The organism is Aliiroseovarius sediminilitoris (genome assembly GCF_900109955.1).
GTDB lineage: Bacteria > Pseudomonadota > Alphaproteobacteria > Rhodobacterales > Rhodobacteraceae > Aliiroseovarius > Aliiroseovarius sediminilitoris.
Genome location: NZ_FOJB01000001.1, coordinates 1,030,396 through 1,050,474, shown reverse-complemented (window position 1 = coordinate 1,050,474; position 20,079 = coordinate 1,030,396). Strand labels below are relative to the sequence as shown.

Annotated in this window: 26 protein-coding genes and 2 tRNA genes; 9 read left to right on the top strand and 19 right to left on the bottom strand. The window is 59.8% G+C overall.

Going from position 1 to position 20,079, the window contains the following annotated elements; all coding sequences use genetic code 11:
* The first annotated feature begins 72 nt into the window (after positions 1-72).
* Both hisB and hisH read left to right on the top strand, forming a co-directional pair.
* The gene (hisB, locus tag BMY55_RS05240) at positions 73-660 is read left to right on the top strand and encodes an imidazoleglycerol-phosphate dehydratase HisB (RefSeq protein ID WP_091428919.1); all 588 of its coding nucleotides are present in this window, start codon (positions 73-75) and stop codon (positions 658-660) included.
* A gap of 24 nt (positions 661-684) precedes the next feature.
* Positions 685-1,323 (top strand): imidazole glycerol phosphate synthase subunit HisH, encoded by a 639-nt coding sequence (hisH, locus tag BMY55_RS05235; protein ID WP_091428917.1) that lies wholly within the window; start codon positions 685-687, stop codon positions 1,321-1,323.
* 46 nt (positions 1,324-1,369) lie between these two features.
* On the opposite strand, the gene BMY55_RS05230 is transcribed toward hisH, so the two are convergent.
* The gene (locus BMY55_RS05230; RefSeq protein ID WP_091428915.1) at positions 1,370-1,753 is read right to left on the bottom strand and encodes a DUF2147 domain-containing protein; all 384 of its coding nucleotides are present in this window, start codon (positions 1,751-1,753) and stop codon (positions 1,370-1,372) included.
* Between the two features lie 137 nt (positions 1,754-1,890).
* Here BMY55_RS05230 and hisA point away from each other — a divergent pair, with 137 nt between their 5' ends.
* Complete coding sequence (gene hisA / locus BMY55_RS05225) at positions 1,891-2,607, top strand: 1-(5-phosphoribosyl)-5-[(5-phosphoribosylamino)methylideneamino]imidazole-4-carboxamide isomerase (protein WP_091428913.1); 717 nt, start codon at positions 1,891-1,893, stop codon at positions 2,605-2,607.
* Here hisA and BMY55_RS05220 read toward each other — a convergent pair.
* The gene (locus tag BMY55_RS05220) at positions 2,604-3,047 is read right to left on the bottom strand and encodes a DUF302 domain-containing protein (RefSeq protein WP_091428910.1); all 444 of its coding nucleotides are present in this window, start codon (positions 3,045-3,047) and stop codon (positions 2,604-2,606) included. The two genes, hisA and BMY55_RS05220, sit on opposite strands and share 4 nt — an antisense overlap.
* 101 nt (positions 3,048-3,148) lie before the next feature.
* Between BMY55_RS05220 and hisF the strand changes: the two genes are divergently transcribed.
* Together hisF and BMY55_RS05210 are read left to right on the top strand one after the other, a co-directional pair.
* Positions 3,149-3,928 carry an imidazole glycerol phosphate synthase subunit HisF gene (hisF, locus tag BMY55_RS05215; RefSeq protein ID WP_091428909.1) on the top strand — a complete coding sequence of 260 codons (780 nt, stop codon included), beginning with the start codon at positions 3,149-3,151 and terminating at the stop codon, positions 3,926-3,928.
* Positions 3,925-4,239, top strand: coding sequence for a phosphoribosyl-ATP diphosphatase (locus BMY55_RS05210; RefSeq protein WP_091428908.1), 315 nt, complete (start codon positions 3,925-3,927; stop codon positions 4,237-4,239). Before hisF ends, BMY55_RS05210 begins: the two co-directional genes overlap by 4 nt.
* An 83-nt stretch (positions 4,240-4,322) precedes the next feature.
* Here the strand turns inward: BMY55_RS05210 and BMY55_RS05205 are convergent, their stop codons facing one another.
* The 3 genes from BMY55_RS05205 to rlmB form a co-directional block, all read right to left on the bottom strand.
* Positions 4,323-4,775 carry a CoA-binding protein gene (locus BMY55_RS05205; protein ID WP_091432057.1) on the bottom strand — a complete coding sequence of 151 codons (453 nt, stop codon included), beginning with the start codon at positions 4,773-4,775 and terminating at the stop codon, positions 4,323-4,325.
* A gap of 228 nt (positions 4,776-5,003) precedes the next feature.
* Positions 5,004-5,477, bottom strand: coding sequence for a YHS domain-containing (seleno)protein (locus BMY55_RS05200; protein WP_091428907.1), 474 nt, complete (start codon positions 5,475-5,477; stop codon positions 5,004-5,006).
* Positions 5,478-5,546: 69 nt separating this feature from the next.
* On the bottom strand, positions 5,547-6,332 hold the full coding sequence (gene rlmB, locus BMY55_RS05195; protein WP_091428906.1) for a 23S rRNA (guanosine(2251)-2'-O)-methyltransferase RlmB: 786 nt from the start codon (positions 6,330-6,332) through the stop codon (positions 5,547-5,549).
* 145 nt (positions 6,333-6,477) lie between these two features.
* Between rlmB and BMY55_RS16890 the strand changes: the two genes are divergently transcribed.
* Positions 6,478-6,561: transfer RNA gene (locus BMY55_RS16890), tRNA-Tyr, on the top strand.
* Between the two features lie 37 nt (positions 6,562-6,598).
* On the opposite strand, the gene BMY55_RS05190 is transcribed toward BMY55_RS16890, so the two are convergent.
* From BMY55_RS05190 to hpaE, 6 genes are all read right to left on the bottom strand, one after another.
* Entirely contained in the window at positions 6,599-7,183 is a 585-nt protein-coding gene (locus BMY55_RS05190) for an aminotransferase class IV family protein (protein ID WP_322787716.1), read from the bottom strand.
* Positions 7,184-7,191: 8 nt separating this feature from the next.
* Positions 7,192-8,316 (bottom strand): aminodeoxychorismate synthase component I, encoded by a 1,125-nt coding sequence (locus tag BMY55_RS05185; RefSeq protein WP_091428905.1) that lies wholly within the window; start codon positions 8,314-8,316, stop codon positions 7,192-7,194.
* Between the two features lie 109 nt (positions 8,317-8,425).
* On the bottom strand, positions 8,426-9,226 hold the full coding sequence (gene hpaH, locus BMY55_RS05180) for a 2-oxo-hept-4-ene-1,7-dioate hydratase (protein ID WP_091428904.1): 801 nt from the start codon (positions 9,224-9,226) through the stop codon (positions 8,426-8,428).
* Entirely contained in the window at positions 9,223-10,077 is an 855-nt protein-coding gene (locus BMY55_RS05175) for a fumarylacetoacetate hydrolase family protein (protein WP_091428903.1), read from the bottom strand. The genes hpaH and BMY55_RS05175 overlap by 4 nt, the downstream gene beginning before the upstream one ends.
* A 12-nt stretch (positions 10,078-10,089) precedes the next feature.
* Entirely contained in the window at positions 10,090-10,932 is an 843-nt protein-coding gene (gene hpaD / locus BMY55_RS05170; protein WP_091428901.1) for a 3,4-dihydroxyphenylacetate 2,3-dioxygenase, read from the bottom strand.
* Between the two features lie 80 nt (positions 10,933-11,012).
* A complete protein-coding gene (gene hpaE / locus BMY55_RS05165) occupies positions 11,013-12,521 on the bottom strand; it encodes a 5-carboxymethyl-2-hydroxymuconate semialdehyde dehydrogenase (RefSeq protein WP_091428899.1) in 1,509 nt (502 codons plus the stop codon).
* Positions 12,522-12,774: 253 nt separating this feature from the next.
* On the opposite strand from hpaE, the gene BMY55_RS05160 reads away from it, so the two are divergent.
* Genes BMY55_RS05160 through BMY55_RS05150 form a run of 3 tightly spaced genes read left to right on the top strand, consistent with a single transcriptional unit; the run spans position 12,775 to position 14,983 of the window.
* Positions 12,775-13,479 (top strand): ABC transporter permease, encoded by a 705-nt coding sequence (locus BMY55_RS05160; protein ID WP_091432053.1) that lies wholly within the window; start codon positions 12,775-12,777, stop codon positions 13,477-13,479.
* Positions 13,476-14,189 carry an energy-coupling factor ABC transporter ATP-binding protein gene (locus BMY55_RS05155; protein WP_091428898.1) on the top strand — a complete coding sequence of 238 codons (714 nt, stop codon included), beginning with the start codon at positions 13,476-13,478 and terminating at the stop codon, positions 14,187-14,189. Before BMY55_RS05160 ends, BMY55_RS05155 begins: the two co-directional genes overlap by 4 nt.
* On the top strand, positions 14,186-14,983 hold the full coding sequence (locus BMY55_RS05150) for a substrate-binding domain-containing protein (protein ID WP_091428897.1): 798 nt from the start codon (positions 14,186-14,188) through the stop codon (positions 14,981-14,983). Before BMY55_RS05155 ends, BMY55_RS05150 begins: the two co-directional genes overlap by 4 nt.
* 516 nt (positions 14,984-15,499) lie before the next feature.
* Here the strand turns inward: BMY55_RS05150 and BMY55_RS05145 are convergent.
* The 8 genes from BMY55_RS05145 to hisD all read right to left on the bottom strand — a co-directional run bounded on the left by BMY55_RS05145 (position 15,500) and on the right by hisD (position 20,078).
* Positions 15,500-15,574: transfer RNA gene (locus tag BMY55_RS05145), tRNA-Phe, on the bottom strand.
* A gap of 79 nt (positions 15,575-15,653) precedes the next feature.
* Complete coding sequence (locus BMY55_RS05140; protein WP_091428896.1) at positions 15,654-15,848, bottom strand: DNA gyrase inhibitor YacG; 195 nt, start codon at positions 15,846-15,848, stop codon at positions 15,654-15,656.
* On the bottom strand, positions 15,845-16,888 hold the full coding sequence (locus BMY55_RS05135) for a ribonuclease E/G (protein WP_091428895.1): 1,044 nt from the start codon (positions 16,886-16,888) through the stop codon (positions 15,845-15,847). Before BMY55_RS05135 ends, BMY55_RS05140 begins: the two co-directional genes overlap by 4 nt.
* Entirely contained in the window at positions 16,885-17,472 is a 588-nt protein-coding gene (locus BMY55_RS05130) for a Maf family protein (RefSeq protein ID WP_091428892.1), read from the bottom strand. Before BMY55_RS05130 ends, BMY55_RS05135 begins: the two co-directional genes overlap by 4 nt.
* A gap of 14 nt (positions 17,473-17,486) precedes the next feature.
* Positions 17,487-17,705 carry a translation initiation factor IF-1 gene (gene infA, locus BMY55_RS05125; protein WP_008186030.1) on the bottom strand — a complete coding sequence of 73 codons (219 nt, stop codon included), beginning with the start codon at positions 17,703-17,705 and terminating at the stop codon, positions 17,487-17,489.
* A 93-nt stretch (positions 17,706-17,798) separates the two neighbouring features.
* The gene (locus BMY55_RS05120; protein WP_091428886.1) at positions 17,799-18,275 is read right to left on the bottom strand and encodes an arsenate-mycothiol transferase ArsC; all 477 of its coding nucleotides are present in this window, start codon (positions 18,273-18,275) and stop codon (positions 17,799-17,801) included.
* Positions 18,276-18,277: 2 nt separating this feature from the next.
* Entirely contained in the window at positions 18,278-18,760 is a 483-nt protein-coding gene (locus tag BMY55_RS05115; protein WP_091428885.1) for a UPF0262 family protein, read from the bottom strand.
* A gap of 16 nt (positions 18,761-18,776) precedes the next feature.
* Positions 18,777-20,078, bottom strand: coding sequence for a histidinol dehydrogenase (gene hisD, locus BMY55_RS05110; protein WP_091428884.1), 1,302 nt, complete (start codon positions 20,076-20,078; stop codon positions 18,777-18,779).
* Position 20,079: the final 1 nt, after the last annotated feature.

The window sequence follows — 20,079 nt, the reverse complement described above, 5'->3', positions numbered from 1 at the left end:
GGCGGCATTTGTCGCCTTCCCCGCGCCGTCCTGCGCGCCTATAAGGGGCGCAGACAGAAGAAGGACGACCCGATGCGGCGCGCAAAGATCACCCGCAAGACTGCGGAAACCGAGATTTCGGTCGAGATCAACCTCGACGGAACCGGCACTTACGACAACCAGACCGGCGTGGGGTTCTTCGACCACATGCTGGACCAGTTGTCGCGCCACTCGCTGATCGACATGACGGTGCGGGCCACGGGGGATTTGCACATCGACGACCACCACACGGTTGAAGACACCGGCATCGCGCTGGGGCAAGCCCTGACCGAGGCGCTTGGCGACAAGAAAGGCATCCGTCGCTATGGCGAGTGTCACTTGCCGATGGATGACGCGCAGGTGCGGGCCGCGCTCGATCTGTCCGGGCGCCCGTATCTGGTGTGGAACATTGAGTTCGCGGCCCCCAAGATCGGCACGTTCGACACCGAGTTGGTGCGCGAATTCTTTCAGGCGCTGGCGACCCATGGCGGGATCACTTTGCATGTGGACCAGTTGCACGGCTTCAACGCCCACCACGTGGCGGAAGCGGGCTTCAAGGCCGTTGCGCGCGCATTGCGCTTGGCCGTCGAAACTGATCCGCGCAAAGCGGACGCCATCCCATCGACCAAAGGCGCGCTTTAAGCCGCTACATCCCCGGAGCATTCCATGCTGACCGTGATCATCGACTATGACAGCGGCAACCTGCACTCGGCCGAAAAGGCGTTTCAACGCATGGCGGCCGAAACCGACGCAGGCAAAGTGATCGTCACCACCAAACCAGAAGAGGTGGCCCGCGCCGACCGGATCGTGTTGCCCGGCGACGGGGCCTTCCCCGCCTGCCGACAGCAATTGTCAGACCATCGCGGCATCTATGAGGCACTTGAAGAGGCGGTGATCCGGCAAGCTCGACCCTTCATGGGCATTTGCGTCGGGATGCAGATGCTGGCCACGATGAGCCACGAATATCAGGACACGGACGGGTTTGACTGGATCAAGGGCCATGTGCGCAAGATCACCCCTTCAGACCCGGCACTGAAAGTGCCACATATGGGTTGGAACGATCTGGTGGTCGAACAGGAACATCCAGTGCTCGACGGTGTTGCGACAGGCGATCACGCCTATTTCGTGCATTCCTATCACTTTGTGGTCGATGACGCTGCCCACCGGCTTGCGCACTGCGACTATGCCGGTGACATCACCGCAATCGTCGGGCGTGACAACTTGATCGGGATGCAGTTCCACCCCGAGAAAAGTCAGGCTGCCGGGCTTCGGATGATCGCCAACTTCCTAAGCTGGGCGCCATAAATAGGGCGCCAACGCGGCGCCCTTTTTTCTACAACGCCAAATGCGCTTACTTCACGCGTGACCACGTTTGTTTCTTGCAGAACACTGCGACACAGCCTTCGACTTTCAGGCTGCTGCCGGAGAGCGTCATCTTGGATTTGAAGACCTTGCCCGTTGACGGCTGCCATATCTTGCCGCCCGAATACCTGCCGCCACCATTGGGCTGCATGTCCCAGACCAGCTTCTTGCCAATGTTCTCGGATTTATATTCACCGCTGTCCTTGAAGGTGCGCGATATGACGCCACACAATGCGCTTCCACATTGCGAGATTGTCACATGCGCATAGGCCCCATCATCCACCTGCGTTTTCCACACGCCTTCCACAGCGTCCGCCAAAGCCGGGGCGGCCATACCAAAACTCAGCGCAAGCGCCAGAACCATACGTTTCATTCAATCCTCCCTGAATTTGGAATTATCCTGACCCCGAGAAACCGTTTAAGGCAAGTGTGACGTGACGGGAGGGACGGCTTGGCAAGCCGCGACTTCCATGCAAAAAGCACCAAAAGCACCAAACATCGGAGCCTGCCATGATCCTCTATCCCGCCATCGACCTGAAAGACGGCCAATGCGTGCGCTTGCTGCGCGGCGAGATGGAGGAAGCCACGGTCTTCAACGACGACCCGGCGGCTCAGGCGCACGCGTTTCAGGATGCAGGCTGTGAATGGATCCATTTGGTTGACCTGAACGGCGCATTCGCAGGCGAACCGATGAACGGCGCGGCGGTCGAGGCGATCCTCGCCGCCATCGACGTCCCTGTCCAGTTGGGCGGCGGCATCCGCGACATGGAAACCATCGAAGGCTGGATCGAAAAGGGCCTTGCCCGTGTGATCCTTGGCACCGTGGCCGTCGAAAACCCGGATCTTGTCCGCGAAGCCGCGCGCGCCTTCCCCGGCCAGATTGCCGTGGGGATCGACGCGCGCAATGGCCGCGTCGCCACCAAAGGCTGGGCCGAGGAAACCGATGTGATGGTCGCTGACCTTGCGAAATCCTTCGAGGATGCAGGCGTCGCCGCCATCATCTATACCGACATCAACCGCGACGGCGCGATGCAAGGCCCGAACGTGGAAGCCACCGCCGCCCTCGCCCGCGCGGTTTCAATCCCGGTGATCGCAAGTGGCGGCGTCAGCTCTCTGGCTGACCTCATCGCTTTGCGTGACTGTGGGGCAGCGCTGAACGGGGTGATATCTGGCAGGGCACTTTATGACGGCGCGATTGACCTGAAGGAAGCCCTCGCCGCGCTCTAACCCCCCGCAGCAGCGGTGGTCAGCTTGTCCAGCGCGCCCGTCATCATTCCGACATAGGGTGTGTCAGCTGCAATGCCAAACTCCCCCAGCATGTCGGCGGGCGCTTCATAGGCAAGCCAGACCGCGCCTTCACCGTCCTCATAAACCAGCACACGCAATGGCAGCATCAATCCAGCCAACGGATCGTCCTGCATCGCCGGCGTGCCAAGCTTGGGATTGCCGAAAACCAGTAGCTGCGACGCCGCAAGCTCCATATCGACCGACGCAGCACCACCTGCATGATCAACACGTGCGAACACGGTAGCACCTGCGTTTCCGACAGCCGCCTCCAAAGCGTCCATCGTCTCAGCAACAGAACCGGATGCGGGCACTTTCACAATCTCTGCCATCGCTGGCAGGGCGACCATCGACACAAGTGTTGCAAGGGTGAGTTTCATCATGGGGCAATTCCTTTAATTCAGGTTCGAATGCGACAATGCTCTGGCCAGTTGGGCATAGAGCAAATAAAACAAACCGTGATCAGCCAAGGACCGCGCAGAACATGCTGAAGACCCGTATCATACCTTGCCTCGACGTGGCCGAAGGCCGCACGGTGAAGGGCGTCAACTTTGTCGATCTGATCGACGCGGGCGATCCGGTGGAACAGGCGCGCGCCTATGATGCCGCCGGGGCCGATGAACTCTGCTTTCTCGACATCAAGGCCACGCATGAAAACCGCGGGACGATGTATGATCTGGCAACCCGCACGGCAGAGCAGTGTTTCATGCCGCTGACGATCGGCGGTGGCGTGCGCAGCCCAGACGATGTGCGCGACCTGCTGTTGGCAGGTGCCGACAAGGTCAGCTTCAACTCCGCCGCCGTGGCCGACCCCGACGTGATTGCCCGCTCGGCGGACCGGTTCGGCAGCCAGTGCATCGTGGTCGCCATTGACGCAAAGACAATTGCCCCCGGAAAATGGGGCATCTTCACCCATGGCGGCCGCAAACCCGCGCTGGACAAGAACGGCGACCCGATCGACGCCGTCGCGTTTGCCAAGCTGATGGAAGCCAAGGGCGCGGGGGAAATTCTTCTGACCTCGATGGACCGCGACGGCACCCGCGCAGGTTTCAACCTGCCCCTGACCCGCGCTATCTCCGACGCTGTCCATGTGCCCCTCATTGCAAGCGGCGGCGTGGGCACACTCGACCACCTGGTCGAAGGTGTTACAGACGGCGGGGCATCCGCCGTACTCGCCGCCTCGATCTTCCATTTCGGCGACTACACCATCCGCGAGGCCAAGGAACACATGGCCGCCGCGGGCATTCCGATGAGGCTGACATGAGCATTCTCGACCACCTCGCCGCCACGATCGAGGCGCGCAAAGGCGCCGACCCCGACACCTCTTGGACCGCAAAACTCCTGTCCAAAGGGCCAGAGAAATGTGCTGAAAAATTCGGCGAAGAAGCTGTTGAGGCTATCATCGCCGCGGTCAAGAACGACCGCGTAAACCTGACCGCCGAAGCTGCCGATGTCGTCTACCACCTGCTTGTCATGCTCGCCGCCCGCGACATCCCTCTGGCCGACGTTCTGGCCGAACTCGAACGCCGCGAAGGAACTTCCGGCATCGCCGAAAAAGCTGCTCGCACAGACTGATCCTGTTTCTACTGGCTTGAAATATCCCGGGGTGAGCGGCCTTGCCGCGAGGGGCAGCGCCCCTCAGGCTCACGACGTGAGCCTTATCCCACCAATTCAACCAGCGCCGCTTCCCCGAACAAGCGCGGATATTCGATCTTCGGACACCGGTTCTCGATCACCGTGACGCCCATAGCCTCGGCATGCGCGCGGGCTTCGGCGTTCTCGACCCCCAGCTGCATCCAGACTGTTTTCAATCCAGGCAGTGCTGCCAAAGCCTCGTCCACAATTGGGGCCACGGCATCCGAGCGGCGGAACAGATCAAGCATATCTGTCTCCGCTGGCAATTCAGTGACAGAGGCGACGATCTTTTCGCCAAACATCTCCTGCCCGGCCAGACCCGGATTGACGCCAATCACGCGATACCCTTTGCGAACCAAAAACGCCGCCACACCGTGACTTGCGCGTTCAGGTTTATGGGATAACCCGACCAACCCGATGGTGCGGGTCGTGGTCAGGATGGATTTCAGGCGGGCATCTGTATCATTATGGGTCATGTGCGACAGATAGGCCAGCACGCAGCACTTTCCAATCCCCCGCCCACATCCCCACAGAAAAATGCGCCCGAAACCAATAAAGGTCGGGCGCAAGTTGGTGGAACGAGGGACAGTGAAATGAGATATCGGGCGTTCCACAGCCCGCTCTCGTCATACAAATATGTGCAAACCCATCTATGGGAAGGGATTGTCAAGAACTTGTGAACTCAGGGCAGCAGCGGCGGAACCCTATCCGCTCAGAACCCCGGGCCAGAACGTGTCGGCTTTGGCGATGTGGCCGGGGACATCCGCCAACCACAATTCGCGCACGCCAAGGCTGAAATTCAGATAAAGTCGGCCTTCATAGATCGTCCACGCCTCGGGCACGGTGGGTGCAATCTGCCCCTTGCTCATCGCGTAGGCACAATAGCCACCATATTGCGGTGCATACCGCATCGGGTCATCGGCAAACATCGCGCGGTGTTCGTCATTGGCGAACAACACGGTGACACCGTTGTGATCAAAGGCAAATTCCGGCAAACCGGGCATCGGCGCCCCGGTGGTAAAATAGGCAACCGGATCATGCCCGTCCCACGCCACACCATCCTCGATATAGACAGCAGACGCCGCAGCCCACGCGCGTGGCACACCGACAGTTGCGACAATCGGTGCAGCAAGCAGGCCCGACACAACATGTCGGCGTGTAAATCTCGTCTTTTTCATGTGGCACCCCTCCACATCCCTATCAGATCACTATCTTCAGAAAAAATCACCCCCCTCAAGGGGAAGTGATCAACGGGTCGCTCGTGTGCGGGAAAGCGCCACTGCCGCCGCATTCGACACGTTGAGCGATCCGAAGTCACGCGCGAAGGGAATTTTGACCAGTTGATCGCAGGTCGCCTTCGTCTTGTCTCGCAGCCCCGGCCCCTCGGCCCCGAGCACCAGGGCGACCGGCCTGTCCCGTTGGGCATCAAGTGCCTCGTCCAGCGTCACGTCGGCTTCCCCATCCAGACCCAGAATGACAAACCCCATCTCGCGCAATTCGATCATCGTGTCGGCCAGGTTGCGGATACGCAGATAGGGCTGGCGCTCCAACGCGCCCGAAGCCGTCTTGGCCAATGCGCCGGTTTCCGGTGCCGATCCGCGCGCCGTGCCGATCACCGCGCTGGCCCCGAACACTTCGGCGGACCGCAGGATCGCCCCCACGTTGTGCGGGTCGGTCACGCGGTCCAGCAACACGACGATCGGCAAGCCGCCCGCACCGCCCATCACACGCTCGGCAAAACTGCCCCAAGCCAATGGTTTTACTTCAAGAGCCGCGCCCTGATGCACCGAATTCGGGTCCAAGGGCGCGGGAAATTTTCGGGCATCGGCGATCTCGGGTTGCATGCCTGACGCGGCGATGGCCTCCGCCAGCTTGTCTGCCGCGTTCTTTGTCACGATCAGACGCAACCGCTCTCGGTCCGGGTTCATCAACGCATCGCGCACCGCATGAAGCCCGAACAGCCACACGGTTTCAGCCTCGGCATCGCGCCGCGCTTTTTCTTTCTGAACCACCCATTTCGGCTTTTTCGTCATGCCGTTTGCCCTTCTTTTCGCAAGGTCCGGACAATGCGGCCATTGTCAGAGCGAGACAAGAGCAGATGGTCGAATTTTCGTATTGACCCTTCGGCGTGGGCGGGATAATCAGCCCCACATTCGGCGCATCGCGTGCCGGGACAGTGGGCGACAGGCCGCAAGGTGTGGCAGGGGACTGTAACTCCCTCGCGGAGACGCACGCTTGGTTCGATTCCAAGGTCGCCCACCACTTCCCACCCTTGGAAAGCGACCAGATCGAACCTGTGTCAGGTCAAGCGCGCCGCGATCAGTCCGCGCAGGGAATTTCCGACATAAAGCGCCTTTGCCTGCCGTAGTTCGTCGATTGAAATCATCTGTTCACGCGCGTGCCCGATTTCCAACATCTCTTCGCGCAGGATACCGGGCAACAGGCCGCAGCACAGCGGCGGCGTGACCAACCCCTGCCCGAAGTCAGCGAAAAGATTGGTGATCGCTCCCTCGCAAAACTCGTTGCACTCATTCAGGAAAATTACCTCGTTCACACCGTCAGGAAGCGCTGCTCGTGTCATGTCATAAAGTGCCCGTCGGGTGGATTTCACCGAAAGCCATGGGTCTGCCGAGTTGAGCTTCACGGCAGAGATCTGCAAGGTCCAGACCGTGCCAGTGGGCAGCGGTTGGTAGGGCCCAGAGACCAGATCAAGCGCACCGTGGCGATCCATCGTCAACCGCAAACGGCGTGGCCCTTCGGCGCCGAAAGCATTCAACAGGAACGTCGGATCGGACACTGGAAAGCCCAAGCGCGCTGCCGAACGCGCCAGCCGTGCCAAATGCCGATCCCGCATGCGGATGCCACCTTCTGGCGTCCAAAGCATGGTCTCTATCAGCCTTGTATCGTCATCAATTGCGTCGCGAAACGGGCTTTCCATAAGGCTTCCTCGTATTCCGAGTGTGCGGTGCTGTCATAGACCACGCCGCCCCCGACATTCAGCGTGACCGCACCATCGTCGACCATCAAGGTCCGAATGGCGACGTTAAACTCGGACCGTCCGTCCGGTGCGGCCCACCCGATGGTGCCGCAGTAAATCTCGCGCGGGCTGCGCTCCAACTCGGCAATGATCTCCATCGCGCGTAGCTTTGGTGCGCCGGTGATCGAGCCACAGGGAAACAGCGCCTGAAAGATGTCGCCCAACCCGGTGCCCGCGCGCATTTGCCCCCGCACGAGCGACACCATCTGGTGCACGGTCTCGTAGCTTTCGACGGTGAAAAGTTCCGGCACGCATACGCTGCCTGCGTCGCATATCCGCGAGATGTCGTTGCGCAGAAGATCGACGATCATCAGGTTTTCCGCCTGGTTCTTTTCATCATTGCGCAGAAAATCGACGCGATGGGCGTCTTCAATCGGGTCGGCGCTGCGCGGTTGCGTGCCCTTCATGGGGCGCGTTTCAATCTGACCGGTTGCGGTGGTTCGAAAGAAAAGTTCCGGTGATCGCGACAGGATCGCGGGCAGCGCATCCGCTTCCAGAAGCACGCCAAACCGCACCGGCTGCGCGCGCGTCAGTGCGGCATAGATGGCCTGGTGCGATCCCGATGCCCTACCGTGGATCGGAAAGGTCAGATTGACCTGATACGTGTCGCCCGCGCAGATATAATCGTGAACTCGCTGAAACGCGGCATCATATCTATCACGGCTCCAGCCCGGCGTCAGACCCATCAAATGGGCCGGGCCGCCCGCAACGGCCACGGGCAGGCACGGGTCGTCGTATACCCCGAACTGCAACAGCGGCAAGCGGCGGTTCGCTGGCATCAAGGGCGCAAGACGCGGCTCCAGCGCATAGCCCAGTTCATAGCTGGCAAACCCGGCCACCCAAGCGCCTTGTGCACGGACAAGATCCAACTCGGCCAGCGCGGGCGCTACATCCGTCAGCCCATGCGCCACGATCAGCCGCCGAGGCGTATCGAACTGGCAGGGCATATGATGCGGGCCGTGGTCAAAGCGCAGTTTCACGCGGGGTCTCCGTCTGGGTGGACCCCGGTTCTATCATTCAGATCGCGAGGGGGTGCAACCATTTGCGCCGATGCGGTGCGCGATTGCGGCGTGCATCCGCACCGCCTGATCAGCCAAATCGGATGTCAACGGACCCGAACGGGCCGAAATCGGCGTGAATATCGGTGCCGCGCGGGCATTCCACGGGGCGGATGAAACTGCCCGACAAAATAACCTGCCCTGGCTCGATGCTTTGGCCATATTGCGCCATGCGGCGGGCCAGCCAGACCACGCTCTCGATAGGGTCATTCAGCACGCCCGCACCCAGCCCGGTTTCTTCAATTTCACCATTGCGGAAGGTCAGCGCACCGACCCAGCGCAGATCGAAGGCGTCGATGGCATGGCGGGCCGTGCCCAGAACTAACCCCGCATTGGCCGCGTTGTCGCTGATCGTGTCAAAAACCGTGCGGGTTATGCCCGTGTCGGGGTCCACCCGCTGGATACGGGTGTCAAGGATTTCGAGGGAGGGCGCGACATGGTCAGTGGCCGCAATCACGTCATCCCGCGAGACATCCGCACCGTCCAGTGGGGCTTTCATCACGAAGGCGATCTCGGCCTCAATGCGGGGCTGGATGAAGCGCCGGGCGGGCACGGTCGCGCCGGTTTCAAACAGCATGTCATCGAACAGAATGCCGCTGTCGGGGATGTCGATGTTCAGCGCGTATTGCATGGCTTTCGAGGTCAAGCCGATCTTCCACCCGATCACGCGACGACCCTCGGCCAGTTTCTGATTATGGATTGCGTTTTGCACCGCATAGGCGTCATCCATCCCCATCTCGGGGTGGCGCTGGGACAGAAGGCCGATCTGTCGACCCGTCCGTTCGGCGTTCAGCAGGTCGGCGGCAGCCGAGGCGTGGTCGTCCGGCGTCATATCACTTCGTCCTCAACCGTATTGCGGAGTGTGCCAATGCCGTCCACCGAAACCTCAACCACATCGCCGGGCGCCAGATAGCGAGGGGGATCAAACCGCGCGCCTGCACCGGTCGGCGTGCCGGTCACGATGATATCGCCGGGCTGGAGGGTCATGAAGGTCGAGATATAGGCGATTTCCTCACGGATCGGGAACATCATGTTGCGCACGTGATCGTCTTGCCGAAGCTCGCCGTTCACATGGGTCTGAATGCGGGCCTCGTCCAATTGCGCAGGGTCTGTGAACGGCACGAGCCACGGACCCATCGCGCCCGACCGATCCCAGTTCTTGCCCTGCGTGACGTTGAACTTCGCGTGTCGCACCCAATCGCGGATCGTACCTTCGTTGCACAGTGTCAGTGCCGCGATGTGGTCATAGGCATCTGCCGCCGGGATACGCCGACCCGCTTTGCCAATGACAATTGCGACCTCGCCTTCATAGTCCAGCGTGTGATTTTCCGGCGGGCGGATCAGCGGTTGGTTGTGACCGGTGAAACCGCTCGCAAAGCGGGGAAACAGCGACATGTATTTCGGCTGTGCACTACCGTCTTTATACTCTGCATTGCGGTCGGGGAAGTTCACCCCGACGCAGAGGATGCGGGAGGCATCTGGCATCACCATGTCATAGGTGAAGTCGGTATGGGTGACGGGTCTGCCTTTCGCAACCTGCGTCAGGTCATTCAGCCCGCCCGCCGCCATCACATCACAAAGCGTGGGCCAGTGCGTAAAATCAGGGGAAAGGGCTATTGCGCCCGCGTCGGCGATGACACCATAAAAGGCTGTGCCCCCGGCGGTAAAACTGGCGATACGCATTGGGTGATCCTGTCACACTGAGAAACTGATATTGGCCTGCCCGGTACCGGAACTGCCGAAATACGGGGTGTAAATGTCGATCTCGCCCTCATAATCCTTCCAGCCCAGCGCACCGAACAAAAGCGCGGTGTCGTTCATCGCGCATTCGCCAGTGCATTTGACAGCATAATCAGGGAGCAGGTCGAGAAATTCTTCCCACCTGCCGCTTTCCCAAAGCTCCAAGACGCGCATGTCCATCTGGCGATTGAACTCGCCATTCACAGAATTCAACCCATCGACCGAACGCTCATTGGGCGTGAAATCATGGCTGAGAGAGCCGGACGCGAAGATTGACACCTTCCGATCCGACCGGCAGATGCCCTCGGCAATCGCAGCGCCCCACCGACGGTTTTCCTCGATGGACGAAAACTGGTTCACCGCCACCGGCAACACCCGGGCATTCACGCCCTCGTTGATGAAATGCATCGGCAGAAGCGTGCCGTATTCCATACCCAGATCGGGTTGTGCGTGACCCATCGCGCGCTCGCCCCGTTCTTCGAGCACAGACAGGATCGAGGCCGCCAACTCACTGTCGCCGAGATAGTCGAACTCCATATCCGCCAGCATATGCGGCAACTCATGGCTGATGAAACGCCCTTTGTGATGTGGCTTGGCGTTCAGATGAAACCCCTGGTTGGTGATCCAGTGGGTATCAAAGACGATGAAAGTCTCGACCCCGCGATCAATCGCGTCTTGCCGAAGCTTGGCATAGCCATCAATGGCCGGTTGACGGATGCCTTTGTATTTCTCCATCGTATGCGACATCCAGATGCTGGGCACATGAGTGATTTTCGCAGCTTGAACGATCTGTCCCATTGAATCTCCTCTGGGGTCTGTGGGAACGAGGGGCCAGCCCCTCGTGCTCCCCAGGATATTTATAACAAGAAAAAGAGCAGTTAAGCACCCAGTCGCATGATTTTGTGATCCCCGGTGGCAAAGCCTATATGCTTTTGTTCCATATAGAATTCGAAAGACCAATCGCCGCCATCGCGACCAATGCCCGATGCCTTCACCCCACCAAACGGCGTTGGCAAGTGGCGCACGTTTTCCGAGTTCACCCAGATCATACCGGCTTCCAACCTGTCCGTGAAGCGCAGCGCGCGGGTCAGATCGTTGGTCCACAGATAGGCGGTCAGGCCATATTGCGTGTCATTGGCCATGGCGAGCGCTTCATCCTCGGTCGAGAACGGGATAGACGTCAGGACCGGGCCAAAAATCTCTTCCCGCGCGACGCGCATGTCATTGGTGGCGTTGGTGAACACAGTGGGCCGCACGAAATATCCCATGTCCCCGATCACCACGCCGCCAGCGGCCACCGTGGCGCCGTCTTCATTCGCAATGTCGAAATACGAGGTCACTTTATTAAAATGCTCTTCGGTCACAAGCGGACCGATTTCGGTGGCGGGGTCCAACGGATGACCCACCTTGATGTTGTTCACGCGCTCGATCAGTTGTGCTTCGAATTCATCCTTGATGGTGTCTTGCACGAACAGGCGCGAGGACGAGGTGCAGCGTTCCCCATTGATCGAAAAGATCATGAAGATCACCGCGTCCAGCGCCCGGTCAAGGTCGGCATCGTCAAAGACGATCACCGGATTTTTACCCCCCAACTCCAGATGGTTGCGTTTCAACGTGTCTGCGCCCTGCTTGGTGATCAATGACCCTGTGCGGCTTTCCCCCACAAAGGCGATGGCGCGGATCAGTGGGTGTTCGCACAGCGCCTTGCCCGCGTCCTCGCCAAACCCATTGACGGTGTTGAGAACGCCGGGTGGCAGGCCTGCCTCTTCGGCGATCTCGACCAACAGGCGGGCGGTCAGCGGAGACGCCTCGGCCGGCTTGTGAACGACGGTGCAGCCGGCGGCCAGCGCAGGCGCGATTTTCCAGGTCGACAGCATGAACGGCGTGTTCCAGGGCGTGATCACCCCAACCGGGCCAATGGGAACACGGGTTGTGACATTCAACAAAGTCGGCGATCTGAGTTGCTGACCATCGCGCGCCCGCACGACCTGATCGGCGAAGTAACGAAAGTTCTCGGCCCCGCGCAGGGCGGCTTTGGACATGAACCGGATCGTTTGCCCGGTGTCCCAGCATTCGCAAAGGGCGATTTCTTCAGCCCGCGCCTGGATCGCGTCGGCCACGTTGATCAGAATCTTTTTGCGTTCGGTTGCCGGCATGTCGCGCCAATCCGCGAACGCGTCATGGGCGGCATGTGCGGCGGCGTCAATATCGGCTTCGGTCCCGCGTGCAACGGCACAGATCAGGCTTTCATCGACCGGCGAATGTGTGGTGAACGCCGAACCAGTCCCATCGCTGTCTTTACCGCCAATCCGGTTCTTGATCCCTGCGCCGCGAAAGCGCGCCAGATACCCGTCCAGCTTATCAAGATTTTCAGTTAACGCAGTCATTACGCCCCCGGCAGCTCTGCGCTGTCCAAGAACCGCGCCCTTCAATTGCTTCACATGTTAACTATCTGGACTCGTGCTTGTCAACCCGGTCTTATCACCCGTCAATAGACTGTGGTCTGCGCACAGCCCGACAGATCACATCATTTTTCACCCGCAAACCAAAAATCGGTTTTCTTGTCAGTTGATGTGTGTTTCGACTACGGCAGCGGTGGCGCTGCAACCGACTTGTCTGGTCAAAGCCGAAGGGGAAGGCATGGTTGATTTATGGTCTGGCATCACCCAGGCGTTCTGGCTTTTGGCAACGCTGGATGCGGACCTTGTCGAAATCTCGCTCAGATCATTGCGTGTCACCCTGACGGCGCTGCTGATTGCCTGTGCCATCGGTATGCCACTGGGCGCCTATCTGGCGGTCCGCCGCTTTCGTGCCCGCCAGGTCACAATCGCGGTGCTGAACGCTCTTATGGGCCTGCCACCTGTTGTGGTCGGCTTGATCGTCTATGTGTTCTTCAGCCGCTCTGGTCCCTTCGGTGTGCTGGGGCTGTTGTTCACCCCCACTGCCATGATCATCGCCCAGGTGATCATCATCACACCGCTCATCGCGTCAATCTCGCACCAAGCCCTGCGTGAGCTTTGGTCGGACTATCATGATCTTCTGATCTCGATGAACACGACGCAAAAGCAACGTATTCGGGCACTGCTTTGGGATGGTCGCCGTGCACTCCTGACCGCCGCATTGGCCGGGTTTGGACGCGCTATCGGCGAGGTCGGCGCGATCATGGTCGTGGGGGGCAACATTGATCACCACACCCGTGTCCTGACCACTGCAATCGCGCTTGAGACTGGAAAGGGCGACTTTGCATTGGCACTTGCCCTTGGCTTTGTGCTGATCCTGCTGGCGATCACGGTCAATCTGGCCATACACATCATAAGTCGAACAGAACAAGGCGGCAGGTGGTGAGCAAGCTGTTTCCCCTTCACGTCAAAGGCGCATCGGTGCGCCGGGGCCGCAAGCTACTGGTTGGTCCCCTAGATCTTGTGCTGGATGCACCGGGGATCACGATGGTGATCGGCCCGAATGGTGCCGGAAAGACATCGCTGTTGCGCATGTTGCATGGTATTGCCCGACTTGGCAGTGGTTCGATCCGCTGGGCCTGCGATGATACCGAGGCTCGGCGACGGCAGGCCTTTGTGTTCCAGTCACCCATCATTATGCGCCGATCGGTCCTGGGCAATCTAGCTTACCCGCTTCGTCTGACCGGACTGTCCCGCGCCGAGGCGTATGCGAAAGCGACGCAGGCCGCGCTAGAGGTCGGGTTGCAGAAAATGCTGGACCGTCCCGCGCCGTTTCTGTCGGGTGGCGAACGCCAGAAGCTGGCTTTGGCCCGTGCTCTGATCACCGCGCCCGATCTGCTGTTTCTTGATGAGCCTTGCGCCTCGCTTGACGGACGCGCCACGCGCGAGATCGAGACCATCCTGACCCGCGCAGCCGCCGCAGGCACCGGGCTGATCATGTCGACGCATGACATGGGGCAGGCGCGCCGTTTGGCCACGGATGTTCTGTTCCTGCTGAACGGGCAGATCCACGAACGCGGCACAGCCGAATGTTTTTTCACCCAGCCCACAACAGCGCAGGCACGCGCTTTTCTGAAAGGAGACATTGTCGAATGAAACGGTTACTTCTTGCGGCTATTGCATCGATCACCCTGACCGGCATGGCGGTTGCCGATGAACTGAAACTCGCGGTGACGACCTCGTTCCACAATTCTGGACTGGCGGATATTCTGCTGCCACAGATCAAGCAGGATACCGGCATCGAGGTTCAACTGCTTGTGGTCGGCACCGGTCAAGCGATCAAACTGGGCGAAGCGGGCGACGTCGACGCCATTCTCGTGCATTCTCGCAAAGCGGAAGACGCGTTCCTGGCCGGTGGCTTCGGCACCCACCGCCGCGAGATCATGTATAACGACTTCGTCTTTATCGGGCCCAAAACGGACGAGGCAAATCTGGCCGCCGCCACCAGCGCCACAGACGCCCTGACGCGCATTCAGACCGCCGGAGCCCCCTTCGTCAGCCGCGGGGATGACAGCGGCACACATAAGAAAGAACTTAGCCTGTGGGCGGCTGCCGAGATCGACCCGGCTGGGTCTTGGTACAAAGCGGTCGGGGCTGGAATGGGGGCGGCGCTGAACACCGCATCGGGTATGAACGCCTATATCATGTCGGACCGCGCAAGCTGGCTGAACTTCGGTAACAAGGGCGACCTTGCGCTTGTCTATGCTGGCGATCCCATCTTGTTCAATCAATATGCCTATCTTCCTGTGAACCCACAAAAGCATCCACATGTGAAAGCGGGGCTGGCAGCAGAACTGGAAACATGGCTGGTCTCGGACACAGCGAAAACGTTGATCAACACCTATCAAATCAACAATGAGACCCTGTTCGTTTTCAACGCAGATCAATAGGTTATCTGACACCTACCCCAGCCCGCGCGCGCCCAGCACCAGCCACGGGCAAACATCTGCGCTCTACCAGTCGATCCACACTGGATTGGCTACGAGTGAAAGTGTGGGTAGTAGAACCTTTGGGGCTGACCAATGAGACTGATGAGATGCCCAAAGACCTTAAAAAATGCGCAAACCAACAGGGCATCAAAAATCGACTGATGCACAAATATGCGAAAAACTATCATTCTGGCACAACAATTGAGACAAGTCGGAACTGATCCTCTCCCACTGAAGCGGTCCGCCCCTAAAGTTAGGAAACGGAGGATCAAAGATGGGAATCAAGAGACACAAGCCGGAAGAGATTGTCACGAAGTTACGGCAGGTTGGCGAATTAGTCAGCCAAGCAGGTGGCAGGTCGGTACAGCTTCGAGACCGAACCGCGAACAAAAATGTCCCACTTTTGCCCCGGGGCGAAAACGGCGGGACGATTTCGCCACATAACCCATTGATATCATTGCAACTAAGAGTGTGCTATGGTGCCCGGGGGCGGAATCGAACCACCGACACGAGGATTTTCAATCCACTGCTCTACCCCTGAGCTACCCGGGCATGGGTGAACGTTAATCGTTCGGGTGGGCGGGTTGTAGACGGGGGGGAATGTGGTGTCCAGAGGGAAAATGCAGGATTTTCAGTGCGGGCCGTGACTTTCCTCGGGGTGCGCATGAGGCGCGGCTTCCGCCGCTTCTTCAATGTCTTCCGGGTCGTCTGACGGGACCGCATAGGAGCCGTTCAGCCAGCGCCCTAGATCCACATCCGCACAGCGGCGTGAGCAAAACGGACGATAGGTCGGGTCGGTCTTCTTCTCGCAAACGGGGCAGCTCATTTCGGGCCCTCCAGACAGGCGCGCAGGCTCATCCGTTCGCGTTTGCGCTGAAGCTCGAAATTGCCCAGCGTCGTCCAGCCAACCAGGGATGTTTCGATCCTGTCGGCGCGAAAGGCGTTGCGCAGGGCTTGCTCGATCTGGCGGCGATCTTTCTTGGGGCTGGGTGCGAAATCAATGACAATTTGCCCACCCAAACCCCGGCACCGCAAGGCGCGCGGCAAGGCCTGAGCGGTGGCGATATTGGCTTTCAGACCGGCCGCCGGGCTGGTGTCGCCGCCGGTGTTTACATCCACGGCCACCAGTGCGCGCGTGGGTTCGACAAAGGCGCATGCGCCACCTGACAAGGGCACGTGGGCGCGGGTATGATCTGCAATCAGGTCGGACACCCCATGGCGGTCAAACGCGCCATCGCCATCATCCATTTGATCGGGTTTGGCCCATTCGCGCCACGCGTGATGATGAGGGTCGGCCCCGTCAAGCAACAGTTCTGGTGTCTGCCCGGTTGCATCCGCGCGCACAGCCCGAGACAGCGACAGCATCTGTGCAATATCGTCGGCAATCTCGTCATCCGATCCGGTTGCCGCCGCCGAGCGTAATATCAAACCTTCATCCACCCCGTCCATCACGCCGTGGGCGATGTCCAGCAGGCGCACGCGTTCGTCGTCATCCCGTATCGCGCGGCTGACATTGATGCCGGGCGCGTCCGGTGTGACAATCGCATACCGACTTTTGAACAATAGCTTCCGGGTGACGGGAACGGCTTTTCCGTCCTCGGCAAACCCTGTGACCTGCACAAGAAGGGGCTGGCCGGGACTCAACCCCTTGCCCTGGCGCAGAAACCCCGTTTCCCCATCCGCCAGGCGCAACATCATGCCCCCCTGCCCTTTCAGCGGGCGATCACAAACTGCGCGGAAAATCGCGCCGGGCAATGTCACATCTTCGGGCGGCTCGATCAGAAGATCTTCAAGCCGACCATCGACGATATGGGCCGCTGCCAAGCGCCCCTTGTAACGGTCAAGCGCGATCACGCTGCCCTTCATGTTCTCTCTCCATAAATCGGGTAGCCCGCTGCCACCAACAGGTTGGCGGTTTCCGCCACCGGCAGACCGACGACGGCGGTATAGCTGCCCTGAAGCCAGGTGACGAAAGCCCCGGCTGGTCCTTGAATGGCATAGCCACCCGCCTTGCCGCGCCAGTCCTCAGACGCAAGATACGCGTTCAGTTCAACATCCGACAGGCGTTTGAATTTCACGGTGGTCACGACATCTCGCGCCCATGTCTGGCCTGCATTGCGCACAACGACCGAGGTGATGACGCGGTGGCGACGACCTGACAGGGCCAGCAGGAACTCGGCTGCCTGCCCCGCATCCTCGGGCTTTCCCATGATGCGGCGGCCCGATGCGACGGTGGTGTCGGCACACAGAACGACCTCATCCACAGCCACATCCATCGCCGCGGCCTTTGCCCCGGCAATCCGGCGGCAATAGTCCAGCGGCAACTCTGCCTTCAACGGCGTTTCATCCACTTCCGGTGGCCGCACATCATCTGCAACAAGGCCGAGCTGCCCCAGCAACTCGGCCCGTCTTGGGCTGCCAGAGCCCAGAATCAACTTGGGGCGTGTCATGCCCGGCAGACCGCTTACTTGAAGCGGTAGTTGATCCGACCCTTGGTCAGATCATAGGGGGTCATTTCGACCTGCACCTTGTCGCCAGCCAGAACGCGGATGCGGTTTTTGCGCATCTTTCCTGCCGTATGAGCGATAATCGTATGGCCGTTTTCCAGCTCGACCAGGAATGTCGCATTCGGCAGGAGTTCCTTCACGACACCGGGGAATTCGAGCAGTTCTTCCTTGGCCATGTTCACTCCTGTATTTTCACCCACCCTTTGTGAGCGCCCTCTAAATGGGGCCAAACTTTCAGTTTTTCAAGGGAAATCCGGCCTGCTGGCAGATTAGACCGTGGTTTCATCACCTTGCGGCCGCGGCGGGCCAAAACGGTCAAGGATATGGCCGCGAATCTGGTCGCGGGTTTGGCGATAGGCGGCCAGCTTCTCGTCCCGCCGTGTGCCCAGCCCGGTGGGGTCGAGAATCGGCCAATACTCGACATCCAGATGAAACAGCCGCGTCAATTCCAATGCGCGCCGCTGACTGGCCGGCGACAGCGCCACGACCAGATCGAAGCTGGACAGATCATCCCCCCACTCCTCCATCTGGTCAAAGCTGCGCACCCGGTGGTTGGACAGGGTGATCCCCAGCTCGTCACAGACCGATATTGAAAAGCCATCAATATCCATATCGCTGTGAACACCGGCGGATTGCACATAAATGTCGTGCCCGTAATAGGCTTTCATCATCCCCTCGGCCATCGGCGAGCGCACCGCATTGTGGTCGCAACAGAACAGCACAGACTGAGGAAGATCAGCGGCCATGCTCAGCCCCAGTGCAGGACACAGATCAGGGTGAACAGGCGGCGCGCGGTGTCGATGTCGACATTGGCCTTGCCTTCAAGTCGTTCCTGCAACACGCGCGCGCCTTCGTTGTGGATGCCGCGCCGGGCCATGTCGATGGCTTCAATTTGGCTGGGTGGCAGTTTTTTCACCGCGTCGAAATAGCTTTCGCAGATCGCAAAATAGTCCTTCACCACCTGACGAAACGGACCAAGAGACAGGTGGAATTCAGCCGCAGGGTGGCCGTTTTCCGTTTTTGCGTCTACCACCAACCGTTTTTCGCGAATGGACAGGCCCAGATGATACGGTCCTTCGGGCGGCACCAGATCATCACGACCGGCCAGTTCAAAACTGTTATCTTCCAGCAAGTCGAAGATCGCGACTTTACGCTCCTGTTCGATCGCAGGTGTGGGGGCGGCAAGGCCACTGTCGTCAATTTGGATGTCGTTGATGCGGTTTGTGGTCATTGGGGCGCTCTGAGGATCAATCGTTAAGGGCGTCAAGCCGTGCGCGAACGGACAACCCGTGTGCCTCAAGGCTTTCTGAAATGGCAAGCGTTTCTGCTGCGGGTCCGATTTCGGACAATGCGGCCGGCGTCATTCGGGCCAGCGTGGTGCGTTTCAGGAAATCCATCACCGAAAGACCAGAGCTGAACCGGGCCGACCTTGCGGTGGGAAGAACGTGGTTCGGCCCACCGACATAATCGCCGATGGCTTCGGGCGTCCATTGGCCAAGGAAGATCGCACCAGCATGAATGCACTTGCTTGACAATGCCTCGGGGTCGGCAACGCACAGTTCAAGATGTTCAGGCGCGATCCGATTGGACAGGGCGGCGGCCTCGTCCAGATCAGCGACCGCGATCACCGCCCCGAAATCGCGCCAGCTTGCGCCCGCGATCTCGCGCCGCTCCAATGTCTCCAGCCTTTCATCAACCGCCTGGGCAACCTTGCGACCAAAGACCTCATCCGTGGTAATCAACAAAGATTGTGCGCTTTCGTCGTGTTCGGCCTGGCTCATCAGGTCCAACGCCAGCCAGTCGGGGTCATTGTCGCCATCAGCAATCACCAATATCTCGGAGGGCCCGGCAATCATGTCGATGCCCACCTTGCCGAACACGCGGCGCTTGGCCGCGGCAACAAACGCGTTACCTGGCCCGGTGATCTTGTCGACCGGTGCGATCGTCTCGGTCCCATAGGCCAGTGCCGCCACGGCTTGTGCGCCACCGATGCGATAGATCTCGTCCACGCCGGCAATGCGCGCGGCCAGAAGCACCAGCGGGTTGGCGATCCCGTCAGGTGTCGGCACCGTAATCGCAAGCCGCTCCACCCCCGCCACCTTGGCCGGTATCGCGTTCATCAGGACCGAGGACGGATAGCTGGCCAAGCCACCGGGCACATAAAGCCCTGCGGCAGATACCGCCGACCAACGCCAGCCAAGCTCGGCCCCGGTCTCATCCGTCCAGCGCTGATCGTCCGGTATTTGGCGGGCATGATATGCGCGGATGCGGTCTGCGGCCAGTTCAAGCGCGGCGCGGTCCGCGTCCGAAACCTTGGCACACTCCGCATCAATCTCATCCGTCGTATACCGAAGGGTGTCGGGCGTCAGGTCCAGCCGATCAAATTTTGACGTCAGTTCGATCACCGCCGCATCCCCGCGGGCGCGCACGTCGGCGATAATGTCGGCCACGATGCCGTCGACCTCGGGGCTATCTTCGCGTTTCATGGACAGCAGGTCGACAAAACGTGCTTCGAAATCAGCGTCTTTGGAGTTCAGAAACTGGGGCATT

Excerpts from the sequence above, each read along its gene's own strand:
- hisB (WP_091428919.1), top strand. The coding sequence starts at position 73 with ATGCGGCGCGCAAAGATCACCCGCAAGACTGCGGAAACCGAGATTTCG.
- hisH (WP_091428917.1), top strand. The coding sequence starts at position 685 with ATGCTGACCGTGATCATCGACTATGACAGCGGCAACCTGCACTCGGCC.
- BMY55_RS05230 (WP_091428915.1), bottom strand. The coding sequence starts at position 1,753 with ATGAAACGTATGGTTCTGGCGCTTGCGCTGAGTTTTGGTATGGCCGCC.
- hisA (WP_091428913.1), top strand. The coding sequence starts at position 1,891 with ATGATCCTCTATCCCGCCATCGACCTGAAAGACGGCCAATGCGTGCGC.
- BMY55_RS05220 (WP_091428910.1), bottom strand. The coding sequence starts at position 3,047 with ATGATGAAACTCACCCTTGCAACACTTGTGTCGATGGTCGCCCTGCCA.
- hisF (WP_091428909.1), top strand. The coding sequence starts at position 3,149 with ATGCTGAAGACCCGTATCATACCTTGCCTCGACGTGGCCGAAGGCCGC.
- BMY55_RS05210 (WP_091428908.1), top strand. The coding sequence starts at position 3,925 with ATGAGCATTCTCGACCACCTCGCCGCCACGATCGAGGCGCGCAAAGGC.
- BMY55_RS05205 (WP_091432057.1), bottom strand. The coding sequence starts at position 4,775 with ATGACCCATAATGATACAGATGCCCGCCTGAAATCCATCCTGACCACG.
- BMY55_RS05200 (WP_091428907.1), bottom strand. The coding sequence starts at position 5,477 with ATGAAAAAGACGAGATTTACACGCCGACATGTTGTGTCGGGCCTGCTT.
- rlmB (WP_091428906.1), bottom strand. The coding sequence starts at position 6,332 with ATGACGAAAAAGCCGAAATGGGTGGTTCAGAAAGAAAAAGCGCGGCGC.
- BMY55_RS05190 (WP_322787716.1), bottom strand. The coding sequence starts at position 7,183 with ATGCTTTGGACGCCAGAAGGTGGCATCCGCATGCGGGATCGGCATTTG.
- hpaH (WP_091428904.1), bottom strand. The coding sequence starts at position 9,226 with ATGACGCCGGACGACCACGCCTCGGCTGCCGCCGACCTGCTGAACGCC.
- BMY55_RS05175 (WP_091428903.1), bottom strand. The coding sequence starts at position 10,077 with ATGCGTATCGCCAGTTTTACCGCCGGGGGCACAGCCTTTTATGGTGTC.
- hpaD (WP_091428901.1), bottom strand. The coding sequence starts at position 10,932 with ATGGGACAGATCGTTCAAGCTGCGAAAATCACTCATGTGCCCAGCATC.
- hpaE (WP_091428899.1), bottom strand. The coding sequence starts at position 12,521 with ATGACTGCGTTAACTGAAAATCTTGATAAGCTGGACGGGTATCTGGCG.
- BMY55_RS05160 (WP_091432053.1), top strand. The coding sequence starts at position 12,775 with ATGGTTGATTTATGGTCTGGCATCACCCAGGCGTTCTGGCTTTTGGCA.
- BMY55_RS05150 (WP_091428897.1), top strand. The coding sequence starts at position 14,186 with ATGAAACGGTTACTTCTTGCGGCTATTGCATCGATCACCCTGACCGGC.
- BMY55_RS05140 (WP_091428896.1), bottom strand. The coding sequence starts at position 15,848 with ATGAGCTGCCCCGTTTGCGAGAAGAAGACCGACCCGACCTATCGTCCG.
- BMY55_RS05135 (WP_091428895.1), bottom strand. The coding sequence starts at position 16,888 with ATGAAGGGCAGCGTGATCGCGCTTGACCGTTACAAGGGGCGCTTGGCA.
- BMY55_RS05130 (WP_091428892.1), bottom strand. The coding sequence starts at position 17,472 with ATGACACGCCCCAAGTTGATTCTGGGCTCTGGCAGCCCAAGACGGGCC.
- infA (WP_008186030.1), bottom strand. The coding sequence starts at position 17,705 with ATGGCCAAGGAAGAACTGCTCGAATTCCCCGGTGTCGTGAAGGAACTC.
- BMY55_RS05120 (WP_091428886.1), bottom strand. The coding sequence starts at position 18,275 with ATGGCCGCTGATCTTCCTCAGTCTGTGCTGTTCTGTTGCGACCACAAT.
- BMY55_RS05115 (WP_091428885.1), bottom strand. The coding sequence starts at position 18,760 with ATGACCACAAACCGCATCAACGACATCCAAATTGACGACAGTGGCCTT.
- hisD (WP_091428884.1), bottom strand. The coding sequence starts at position 20,078 with ATGCCCCAGTTTCTGAACTCCAAAGACGCTGATTTCGAAGCACGTTTT.